Genomic DNA, 10851 nt, shown 5'->3' with positions numbered 1-10851 from the left:
CACCGTGCCCATGCGGCTCACAGTCATCGGCACCGGCTATCTCGGTGCCACCCACGCCGCCTGCATGGCGGAGCTGGGACACGAGGTGCTCGGGGTCGACGTGGACCCCGACAAGGTCGCCGCGCTGCAGGCGGGGCGGGTGCCGTTCCATGAGCCCGGGCTGCCGGAGCTGATCGCGAAGCACACTGCGAGCGGACGGCTGCGGTTCACCACCGACTACGCGGCGGCCGGGGCCTTCGGCGAGGTGCACTTCGTGTGCGTCGGCACTCCCCAGCGCTCGGGTTCCGAGGGCGCCGACCTGACCTACGTCGACGCGGCCTTCGCGGCCATCGCCGAGCACGCGGCCGAGGGGGCCCTGCTGGTCGGCAAGTCGACCGTGCCGGTAGGGACGGCGGAGCGACTGGCGGCGCTGCACGAGGCTGCCGAGGTCGCGTGGAACCCGGAGTTCCTGCGCGAGGGCTTCGCCGTCGAGGACACGCTGCGGCCGGACCGGCTGGTGTTCGGCGTACGGTCTTCGCACGCGGAAACGATCCTCCGTGCGGTGTACGCCCCCGTCCTCGACGCGGGCACACCGCTGGTCACGGCCGACTTCCCGACCGCCGAGCTGGTCAAGACGGCCGCGAATGCGTTCCTCGCCACCAAGATCTCCTTCATCAACGCGATGGCCGAGGTCTGCGAGGCCGCGGGCGGCGACGTCGGCGTCCTGGCCGAGGCGATCGGCCACGACGACCGGATCGGCCGGAAGTTCTTGCGCGCCGGCATCGGCTTCGGCGGAGGCTGTCTGCCCAAGGACATCCGGGCCTTCGCGCACCGCGCCGGGGAACTGGGGGTCTCGCTGGACTTCCTGCGGGAGGTCGACGCGATCAACATGCGCCGACGCGACAAGGTTGTCGACGTGGCGCGCGAGCTGTGCGGGGGTTCGGTCCTGGGGGCCCGGATCGCCGTGCTCGGAGCGGCCTTCAAGCCCGACTCCGACGACATCCGCGACTCGCCCGCGCTGAACGTGGCCGCCCGGCTGCGTCTCGACGGCGGCGACGTAACGGTCTACGACCCCGAGGCGCTGGACAACGCCCGCAAGGCGTTCCCGCTCCTCGGTTACGCGGTGTCGGCCGAGGAAGCCCTGCGGGGAGCCGACCTCGTGCTGCATCTGACTGAGTGGCCGCAGTTCCGGGAGATCGACCCGGAGCATGCCGCCGGGCTCGTGTCCCGTCCGCTGATCGTGGACGGCCGGGGGGTGCTCGACGCGGACCGCTGGACCGCTGCGGGCTGGCACTTCCGGGCGCTGGGCAGACCCGCGCCCGCTGGGGAGAGGTCCCTTCGGGGCCTCTAGGGAGGGGAAGAAACGGACATGACGAGCCTCGACAGATACCCGGGCGTCCGGGTCACCGTCGTGATGCCCACCTACAACGAGGCCGCGAACCTGCCGCGGATGGCCGAGCTGGTGCTCGGGCTGCGGATCGACGGGCTGCATCTGAAGATCGTCGACGACTCGAGCCCTGACGGCACCGGGCGGATCGCCGAGGAGCTGGCGGAGAAGTACAACTGGGACGGGCGGTACCGGATGAGCGTGCTGCACCGGACCGAGAAGGACGGGCTCGGGCGGGCCTACGTGGCGGGCATGAGCGCCGCGCTCGACGAGGGCGCCGAGTACGTCGTGCAGATGGACGCCGACGGCAGCCACCCGGTGGAAGCGGTCCCACGGATGCTCGGAACGGCCATCGCGTCCGGCGTGGGCCTGGTCGTCGGCAGCCGGTACGTCGAGGGCGGCTCGCTGGACGAGGAGTGGGGCAAGCACCGCGTCCTGCTCTCCCGGTTCGCCAACCGCTACGCCCGGACCGTGCTCGGCACCAAGATCCGGGACATCACCGCCGGCTTCAACCTGTGGTCGGCCGCGACGCTGCGGGACATCGACCTCGCGACCCTGGACAGCGCCGGATACAGCTTCCAGGTCGAGCTGAAGTTCAAGGCCGTCCGGGCCGGGCACAGCGCCGTCGAGATCCCGATCCGCTTCGAGGAGCGCACGGAGGGCGTGTCCAAGATGAACCTGTCGACGCAGATCGAGTCGGCCGTGATGCCGGTGCGGCTGCGGCTGCGCAACCGGCGGGGCTGAGCGCCACCGTGAGCGGACGGCATGCGCTTCCGTCGCGGACGGGGAAGCTGTACGGCGAGATCGCGAAGTTCGGCCTGGTGGGAGCCTCGGGGTTCGTGGTGAACCTCGCGGTCTTCAACGCCATCAGGACCGTCACGCAGTGGCAGACGGTCCGGGCGAGCGTCCTGGCGACCGCCGTCGCGATCCTCACCAACTATCTCGGCCTGCGGTACTTCACGTACCGCGAGCGGACCCAGGAGGACCGCGGCAGCAAGCGGAGGGAGATGACTCTCTTCCTCTTCTTCAGCGCGGTCGGCCTGGTCATCGAGAACGGGGTCCTCTACGCGGCCACCTACGGGCTGGGCTTCGACGGCACGATCGCCAACAACGTCAGCAAGTTCGTCGGCATCGGCATCGCGACCCTGTTCCGCTTCTGGTCCTACCGGACGTGGGTCTTCCGGACGGCCGCCCCGCCGGCCGACCCGCTGCCGTCCTACCCGGAGCCCGTGCTGAGCGGGGCCTGGGAGCGGAGCTGACCGGACCGGCGCGCTCGACGGCGGACCCGTACGCCTCGACGGCGGGCCGGTCAGCCGTTCGCGGCGGCCGACGCCTGCGCCTCGCCCCGCCGGTTGATCTGGCGGAACGTGAACAGCTGCAGGTCGTTGCCGGCGGCGAAGACGTTCGTGGAGTTCTTCGTCACGTCCTTGCCGTTGGTGAAGCCCACGGTCGTGAAGTAGGCGTAGCGGCCGTAGGAGTTGGCCGTGGTGAGGCAGGTGGCGGCGTTGCAGAAGTCCTTCACGCCCTTGCCGGGCAGGGACGTGACGAAGCCCTTCTTGTCCGACTGGGTCCTGGCCTTGGCCGCCTGGGCCTGGGTGTCGAAGACGGCCACGCCGACCGTCACCGCGACGCCGTCCTTGCTGTAGGTGACGCGCATCAGACGGGTGCAGTCGTTGCCGGTGAGGACGGCCGGGAGGGTGCCTTTGGCGGCCGACGCGCAGTTCTTCGTGTCGGCCGTGGCGCCCTTCTTGTAGACCGCCGAGCCCATGGTCAGCTGGGAGCCCGGGAAGAGGGTCTCCACGCTGAGCGGGGCCGTGTCCTTTGCCTTGCTGGAGATGAACTCCTTCGGGTCCAGCGGGGGCGGCGCGCTGGTCGGCGCGAAGGACGGGGCCGAGGCGCTGCTGCTGGGGATCGAGGCGCTCGCGGGCAGGTTGGACGGGCTCCCGGAGGCGTTGTTGTCGCCGTTGGCCGAGACGACGGCCAGGGCGACGGCGGTGCCTATCGCGATGGTGGCCACCGCGCCGCCGCCTATGAACAGCAGCCGGCGCCTTCGGTTGCGGGTCTCGGACGCCTCGGCGAGCGCCGCCCAGTCCGGCGTCCGGCTGTCGCCGCCGCTGTTCCACGGCTGCTGGGATTGCGGTTTCCAGGGATCCCACTGGGACTGAGGTCCCCCCTGCTGCCCAAAGCTCATGGGGCGCATCTTAGTGGGGGTGCGCGTGGTGCCGGTGGGCCTGTGGACAACGGGCTCGTTTTGACCCGCCCGGATGACCCCGGTATTCTGCTTCTTCGTTGTGTATTGGCTCGCTCGTACTCACGAGAAGCCCTTCACACAGGTTCCCTGGAGCAGTTACCAGTGGGCGGCATACGGGCAGTGGCCCGGCATATTTGTCGTCCCCAGCTGCACGATCGCTTCAGTGATGCCATTTTCAGCACCCATCCACTGAAGAAGAAGGCTGCGAAGTGCGTACGTACAGCCCCAAGCCCGGCGATGTGACTCGCCAGTGGCACGTCATCGACGCTCAGGACGTTGTCCTGGGGCGTCTTGCCACCACCGCCGCGTCGCTCCTCCGCGGCAAGCACAAGCCGATCTACGCGCCCCACGTCGACACCGGTGACTTCGTCATCATCATCAACGCCGACAAGGTGCACCTGTCCGGCAACAAGCGGACCCAGAAGATGGCGTACCGCCACTCCGGCTACCCGGGTGGTCTGCGCTCCGTCCGCTACGACGAGCTGCTGGACAAGAACCCCGAGAAGGCCATCGAGAAGGCCGTCAAGGGCATGCTCCCCAAGAACTCCCTGGGCCGTCAGATGCTCTCGAAGCTGAAGGTCTACAAGGGTGACCAGCACCCGCACGGCGCGCAGCAGCCGCAGCCGTTCGAGATCACCCAGGTCGCGCAGTAAGTCCGGCCACCCCTAAGACTGAAGAGAATCTGAGGAGAATCGTGGCCGAGACCACTGCCGAGCAGCCGCTCGAAGAGCTTGACATCGACAGCTACACCACGGAGTCGGACGTCCCCGTCGAGGGCGAGTACACCTCCGAGTCCCTCGCGTCCCGCTTCGGCGACCCCCAGCCGGCCGCCGGCCTGGGCCGCCGCAAGAACGCCATCGCCCGCGTCCGGATCGTCCCGGGCACCGGCAAGTGGAAGATCAACGGTCGCACCCTCGAGGACTACTTCCCGAACAAGGTGCACCAGCAGGAAGTCAACGAGCCCTTCAAGGTGCTCGAGCTCGAGGGCCGCTACGACGTCATCGCCCGCATCGCCGGTGGCGGTGTCTCCGGTCAGGCCGGTGCGCTCCGTCTCGGTGTCGCCCGCGCGCTGAACGAGGCCGACGTCGACAACAACCGCGGTCCGCTCAAGAAGGCCGGCTTCCTCCGCCGCGACGACCGTGCGGTCGAGCGCAAGAAGGCCGGTCTGAAGAAGGCCCGCAAGGCCCCGCAGTACAGCAAGCGCTAAGCTTCGCTGCCTGCTCTTCCGCGAACGCCCCGGCGGCACGCCACAGTGCTGTCGGGGCGTTCGTTTATCACCGTCGGGGGCGTATAACGGCACAAGACGCTCAACGGCTTGTGTGATCGGATGCCGCTATCCGATGGGTGTACGCCGCCCGCAACCGACGTTTCCTCAGGAGGACAAGTGGGACGACTCTTCGGCACGGACGGCGTACGGGGCGTCGCCAACGCGGACCTGACGGCCGAGATGGCGCTCGGTCTGTCGGTCGCGGCGGCGCACGTGCTGGCCGAGGCGGGAACGTTCGAGGGCCACCGGCCAACGGCGGTCGTCGGACGGGACCCCCGTGCGTCCGGGGAGTTCCTGGAGGCCGCTGTCGTCGCGGGCCTCGCGAGCGCCGGCGTGGACGTGCTGCGCGTCGGTGTGCTGCCGACGCCCGCGGTGGCGTACCTCACCGGCGCGCTCGGCGCCGACCTGGGCGTCATGCTCTCCGCCAGCCACAACGCCATGCCCGACAACGGCGTCAAGTTCTTCGCCCGTGGCGGCCACAAGCTCGCCGACGAGTTGGAGGACCGGATCGAGGCGGTGTACGACTCCCACCGGCACGGTGAGCCCTGGGAGCGGCCCACCGGGGCGGGCGTCGGACGGGTGCGGGACTACGAGGAGGGCTTCGACAAGTACGTCGCCCATCTGATCGCCGTACTCCCGAACCGGCTGGACGGACTGAAGATCGTCCTCGACGAGGCGCACGGCGCGGCGGCGTGGGTGTCGCCGGAGGCGTTCTCCCGGGCCGGGGCCGAGGTCGTCACGATCGGCGCCTCGCCGGACGGGCTCAACATCAACGACGGCTGCGGCTCGACCCACCTCGACAAGCTGAAGGCCGCGGTCGTCGAGCACGGGGCGGCGCTCGGTATCGCGCACGACGGTGACGCGGACCGGTGCCTGGCCGTGGACCACACCGGGGCGGAGGTCGACGGCGACCAGATCCTGGCCGTACTCGCGCTGGCCATGCGGGAGCGGTCCGTGCTGCGGGCCGACACCGTGGTGGCGACCGTGATGTCCAACCTCGGGTTCAAGCTGGCGCTGGAGCGGGAGGGGCTGACGCTCGTCCAGACCGCGGTCGGGGACCGGTATGTGCTGGAGGAGATGAAGCGGCACGGCTACGCGCTCGGCGGCGAGCAGTCCGGGCACGTGATCATCCTGGACCACGCGACGACCGGGGACGGCACGCTGACGGGGCTCCTGCTGGCGGCGCGCGTCGCGGAGACGGGGCGGTCGCTGCGGGACCTCGCGGGGGTGATGGAGCGGCTGCCGCAGGTGCTGATCAATGTGCCGGACGTCGACAAGTCCCGGGTGCGGACGTCCGCGGAGCTGGCGGCGGCCGTTTCCGAGGCCGAGCGTGAACTCGGCTCCACCGGGCGGGTGTTGCTGCGGCCTTCCGGGACGGAGCCGTTGGTCCGGGTCATGGTCGAAGCCGCCGACATCGATCAGGCCCGGTCGGTGGCGGGGCGGCTGGCCGACGCGGTGAAGTCGGCGCTGGGGTAAGGGCCGCAACGGGCCCGGGCCGGGTTCGGGGCGGCGGAATTCCTGATGGCGGGCTGTCCCTATGGGGCGCTGATGTTCCGGCGTTGAGAGGCCCACAACCACTTCTGGGTCAAGAGGGTCACGGTGCCGGCCAGGACGATGCCCATGAGGTTCAGGAGCAGTTGTTCCGTCGAGCCCCAGGCCTGGCGGTACTCGGTGTAGGCGAAGGCGACGGCCGCGTTGGCGGCGGCCGGGACCGTGGTGACCGAGATGGCCACGCCCACCAGGAGGCCCGACTTCGCCGAGGTCAGCGACAGGGTGCCGGCGATGCCGGCCAGGACCGCCACGACGAACGAGAAGGCGTCGGGGCGGTAGATGAAGTTGGTGTTGGGGCGCTCGGCCTCCAGACGCACCTTGGTGAACAGGTTGATGCTGTCCATGACGTAGGTGAAGCCGACGGTGATCAGCATGGCCACCGCGAAGCCGACCAGCAGCGCGGTCAGCGAGCGCAGGGCCAGGCGCGGATGGCGCTGGACCACCGAGGTGCAGATACCGGCGAGCGGGCCGAACTCCGGGCCCACCGCCATCGCGCCGACGATCAGGATGGCGTTGTCGAGCACGACACCGCAGGCCGCGATCATGGTGGCGAGGGTGATGAAGGCGACGTAGGTGACGGAGAGCGTCGACTCCTCGTGGGTGGCGTCGGTCAGCTGCTCCCAGAGCACCGCGTCCGCGCCCTCGCCCGGGGCCTCCTCCTCCGCCTTGTCGGCCCGCGCGGACAGCGACAGGTCGATGTTCTCGACGGCGATGGAACCGGTCCGGTCCACTCCCAGGTCCCGCAGCGCGCCGATCAGTTCGTCGCCGGCCTCACGGGCGACATCGCACATCACCACGTCCCCGGCGGGGTTGCGGGCGGCGCCGGGCAGGACGACGAGATGAGCCGTCCCGACCGTCTTCTCGATCAGCCGGACCACGTCGTCGGTCCGGCCGGCCGGGGTGATCAGGCGAAGGTGCAGCATGGGCGCAGACTAACGGTCACAGCTTGCGCAGGCTCAGGCGCTGGACCTTGTGGTCGGGGCCCTTGCGGACGATGAGGGTGGCGCGGCCGCGGGTGGGGGCGATGTTCTCGACCAGGTTGGGCTTGTTGATCGTGCGCCACAGGGTGCGGGCGTAGTCGAGGGCCTCCTCCTCGGAGACCTGGGTGTACTTCCTGAAGTACGAGTCCGGGTTCTGGAAGGCGGTCTGGCGCAGCTTCTTGAACCGGCTGAGGTACCAGCGCTCGATGTCCTCGCCGCTCGCGTCGACGTACACACTGAAGTCGAAGTAGTCGGCGAGACCGACGCGGGTGCGGCCGTCCTTGCCGGGGAGGGCGGGCTGCAGCACGTTGAGGCCCTCGACGATGAGGATGTCCGGGCGGCGGACCGTGAGCCGCTGGTCCGGCACGATGTCGTAGATCAGGTGGGAGTAGACGGGGGCGGTGACCTCGTCCTTGCCGGCCTTGATGTCGGCGACGAAACGGGTGAGGGCACGGCGGTCGTACGACTCCGGGAAGCCCTTGCGCGACATCAGACCGCGGGCCCGGAGCTCCCGGGTGGGCAGCAGGAAGCCGTCGGTGGTCACGAGCTCGACGCGGGGGTGCTCGGGCCAGCGGGACAGGAGCGCCTGGAGGAGACGGGCGACGGTCGACTTCCCGACGGCCACCGATCCGGCGACGCCGATGACGAACGGCGTGCCGGACTGGGAGCCCTGCTCGCCCAGGAACGTGTTCAGGGCCCCTCTCAGCCCGTCCGTGGCGCCGACGTAGAGGTTGAGGAGCCGGGAGAGCGGGAGGTAGATGTCCCGCACCTCGTCGAGGTCGATGACGTCACCGAGACCGCGCAGCTTCTCGACCTCCTCCGCGGTCAGCGGCAACGGCGTCTTGTCCCGCAGCGCGCTCCACTCGGTTCGGGTGAGGTCGACGTAGGGAGTCGCCTCCGGCCTCTGCCGGTGGGCGCTCCGGGGCATCGAGGAGACCGGAGAGATCACAGTCCATTGTTAACGGAGTTTGAACGGGGTGGGGGGTGGGGTGCGTCACGCTCGTCCGCGCGGGCTCGTATGGCCGTGGGAATTTCCGATTTCGGGCACGATCGCTGTCTTTCCGACGGCGATTCGGCCTTAGGCTGCGGGCCATGTGCGGAATCGTGGGATACGTGGGGGCGCAGTCGGCGCTTGATGTCGTGATGGCCGGGCTGAAGCGGCTGGAGTACCGGGGGTACGACTCGGCGGGTGTCGCCGTGCTGGCGGACGGAGGGCTGGCGGCGGCCAAGAAGGCCGGGAAGCTGGTGAACCTGGAGAAGGAGCTGGTCGACCGGCCGTTGCCGACGGGTTCGACCGGCATCGGGCACACCCGGTGGGCCACGCACGGCGGACCGACCGACGCGAACGCGCATCCGCATCTCGACAACGCGGGGCGGGTCGCGGTCGTCCACAACGGGATCATCGAGAACTTCGCCGTGCTGCGGGCGGAGTTGGCGGAGCGGGGCCACGATCTCGCCTCCGAGACCGACACCGAGGTCGTCGCCCACCTGCTCGCCGAGGAGTTCTCGTCCTGCGCCGATCTCGGCGAGGCCATGCGGCTGGTGTGCCGGCGGCTGGAGGGCGCGTTCACGCTCGTGGCGGTGCACGCGGACGAACCCGATGTCGTCGTGGGCGCGCGGCGGAACTCCCCGCTGGTGGTGGGCGTTGGTGAGGGCGAGGCGTTCCTGGCCTCCGACGTCGCCGCGTTCATCGCCCACACGCGGTCGGCGATCGAGCTGGGCCAGGACCAGGTCGTCGAGCTGCGCCGCGACGGCGTGACGGTGACGGGCTTCGACGGCGCGCCCGCGGAGGTCCGGACCTACCACGTGGACTGGGACGCCTCCGCCGCGGAAAAGGGGGGCTATGACTACTTCATGCTCAAGGAGATCGCCGAGCAGCCCAAGGCGGTCGCCGACACGCTGCTCGGCCGCATCGACGCCGGCGGTTCGCTGACGCTGGACGAGGTGCGGATCAGCGCCTCGGAGCTGCGCGAGGTCGACAAGGTCGTCATCGTCGCCTGCGGTACGGCCTTCCACGCCGGGCTGATCGCCAAGTACGCCATCGAGCACTGGACGCGCATCCCGTGCGAGGTGGAGCTGGCGAGCGAGTTCCGCTACCGGGACCCGATCCTGGGCGCGCGGTCGCTCGTGATCGCCATCTCCCAGTCCGGCGAGACGATGGACACGCTGATGGCGCTGCGGCACGCCCGCGAGCAGGGTTCCAAGGTGCTGGCCATCTGCAACACCAACGGCTCGACGATCCCCCGCGAGTCGGACGCGGTGCTCTACACGCACGCCGGTCCGGAGGTGGCCGTCGCCTCGACGAAGGCCTTCCTGACGCAGCTGGTCGCCTGCTACCTGGTCGCCCTCTATCTGGGCCAGGTGCGCGGCACCAAGTGGGGCGACGAGATCGGCGCCGTGATCCGCGACCTCGCTCGGATCTCGGTCGAGGTCGACCGCGTCCTGGAGACGATGGAGCCGGTACGGGCGCTGGCGCGATCCCTCGCCGACAAGAACACGGTGCTCTTCCTCGGGCGGCACGTCGGCTACCCGGTGGCCCTGGAAGGCGCGCTGAAGCTGAAGGAACTCGCCTACATGCACGCCGAGGGCTTCGCGGCGGGGGAGTTGAAACACGGCCCGATCGCCCTGATCGAGGAGGATCTGCCGGTCGTGGTCGTGGTGCCCTCGCCCCGGGGCCGCTCCGTCCTCCACGACAAGATCGTGTCCAACATCCAGGAGATCAGGGCGCGGGGTGCGCGGACCATCGTGATCGCGGAGGAGGGGGACGAGGCGGTGGTGCCGTACGCCGACCACCTGATCCGCATCCCGGCGACCCCGACCCTCCTCCAGCCCCTGGTCGCCACGGTCCCGTTGCAGGTGTTCGCCTGCGAACTGGCGACGGCCCGCGGCAACGAGGTGGACCAGCCGCGGAACCTGGCGAAGTCGGTGACGGTGGAGTGAGCGGGCGGCGGTAGAACCTCCGGGCGCGGAAAGGGGCGTACGGCCGCAAGACATGCCGTACGCCCCTCTGTCATCCGGGCCCGATCAGACCCCGGTCAGATGGCGAAGCAGGTCTTCGGCACCCAGCCGTTCTTGGTGTCGCCGCCGTAGAGCCACTGGTTGCTCGTCTTGCCGCAGGCCGTGTACGAGCCGCCCTTGTAGGACTTCCCGTCGTTGCAGACGGCGCCCTTCGCGCCCTTGGCCCAGATGCCGACGGCCGTGGCACTCGTCTTCGGCGAGGTGCGGACGTTGACGGTCTCCTTGGGCTTGACGTTGACGAGCGCCTTGCTGCAGTCCGTCGGCAGGGTCGCCGCGGCGGCGGTCCCGGCGGTGGCGACGGTGCCGGTGAGGGCCGTACCGATGAGGGCGGCGGTGGCGAGCGCGGTGCCCAGAGACTTCAACTTCAAGGCTGTTTCCTCCCGTTACTTGCGATGGTCACCGCAAAGGCTACTGGGGG

At 69.8% G+C, this 10851-nt stretch carries 11 protein-coding genes; 7 read left to right on the top strand and 4 right to left on the bottom strand.

Annotated features, from left to right (window positions below):
- The first annotated feature begins 10 nt into the window (after window positions 1–10).
- The 3 genes from ACWCQ1_RS35005 to ACWCQ1_RS34995 are packed head-to-tail and all read left to right on the top strand — an operon-like array spanning window position 11 to window position 2625.
- The gene (locus ACWCQ1_RS35005) at window positions 11–1330 is read left to right on the top strand and encodes a UDP-glucose dehydrogenase family protein (protein ID WP_133043276.1); all 1320 of its coding nucleotides are present in this window, start codon (window positions 11–13) and stop codon (window positions 1328–1330) included.
- Window positions 1331–1348: 18 nt separating this feature from the next.
- Window positions 1349–2110: a polyprenol monophosphomannose synthase gene (locus tag ACWCQ1_RS35000; protein WP_133043275.1), complete on the top strand. Its 762-nt coding sequence runs from the start codon at window positions 1349–1351 to the stop codon at window positions 2108–2110.
- Window positions 2111–2118: 8 nt separating this feature from the next.
- Complete coding sequence (locus tag ACWCQ1_RS34995; RefSeq protein WP_358593195.1) at window positions 2119–2625, top strand: GtrA family protein; 507 nt, start codon at window positions 2119–2121, stop codon at window positions 2623–2625.
- A 50-nt stretch (window positions 2626–2675) separates the two neighbouring features.
- Here ACWCQ1_RS34995 and ACWCQ1_RS34990 read toward each other — a convergent pair whose 3' ends face one another.
- The gene (locus tag ACWCQ1_RS34990) at window positions 2676–3557 is read right to left on the bottom strand and encodes a hypothetical protein (RefSeq protein WP_451028196.1); all 882 of its coding nucleotides are present in this window, start codon (window positions 3555–3557) and stop codon (window positions 2676–2678) included.
- Window positions 3558–3826: 269 nt separating this feature from the next.
- Here ACWCQ1_RS34990 and rplM point away from each other — a divergent pair, with 269 nt between their 5' ends.
- From rplM to glmM, 3 genes are all read left to right on the top strand, one after another.
- Window positions 3827–4270 (top strand): 50S ribosomal protein L13, encoded by a 444-nt coding sequence (gene rplM, locus ACWCQ1_RS34985; RefSeq protein WP_133043272.1) that lies wholly within the window; start codon window positions 3827–3829, stop codon window positions 4268–4270.
- A gap of 41 nt (window positions 4271–4311) precedes the next feature.
- Window positions 4312–4824: a 30S ribosomal protein S9 gene (rpsI, locus tag ACWCQ1_RS34980; protein ID WP_123974782.1), complete on the top strand. Its 513-nt coding sequence runs from the start codon at window positions 4312–4314 to the stop codon at window positions 4822–4824.
- Between the two features lie 177 nt (window positions 4825–5001).
- A complete protein-coding gene (gene glmM / locus ACWCQ1_RS34975) occupies window positions 5002–6360 on the top strand; it encodes a phosphoglucosamine mutase (protein WP_133043271.1) in 1359 nt (452 codons plus the stop codon).
- Window positions 6361–6419: 59 nt separating this feature from the next.
- On the opposite strand, the gene ACWCQ1_RS34970 is transcribed toward glmM, so the two are convergent.
- A complete protein-coding gene (locus tag ACWCQ1_RS34970; protein WP_358593197.1) occupies window positions 6420–7358 on the bottom strand; it encodes a DUF389 domain-containing protein in 939 nt (312 codons plus the stop codon).
- Window positions 7359–7374: 16 nt separating this feature from the next.
- A complete protein-coding gene (gene coaA, locus ACWCQ1_RS34965; protein WP_451028195.1) occupies window positions 7375–8343 on the bottom strand; it encodes a type I pantothenate kinase in 969 nt (322 codons plus the stop codon).
- A 164-nt stretch (window positions 8344–8507) separates the two neighbouring features.
- Here coaA and glmS point away from each other — a divergent pair, with 164 nt between their 5' ends.
- Window positions 8508–10355: a glutamine--fructose-6-phosphate transaminase (isomerizing) gene (gene glmS / locus ACWCQ1_RS34960; RefSeq protein WP_133043268.1), complete on the top strand. Its 1848-nt coding sequence runs from the start codon at window positions 8508–8510 to the stop codon at window positions 10353–10355.
- A gap of 95 nt (window positions 10356–10450) precedes the next feature.
- Here glmS and ACWCQ1_RS34955 read toward each other — a convergent pair whose 3' ends face one another.
- Window positions 10451–10801 carry a hypothetical protein gene (locus ACWCQ1_RS34955; RefSeq protein ID WP_358593199.1) on the bottom strand — a complete coding sequence of 117 codons (351 nt, stop codon included), beginning with the start codon at window positions 10799–10801 and terminating at the stop codon, window positions 10451–10453.
- Window positions 10802–10851 lie beyond the last annotated feature (50 nt).

The organism is Streptomyces sp. NPDC002144 (assembly GCF_053593695.1).
This window is presented reverse-complemented; position numbering and strand designations above follow the sequence as displayed.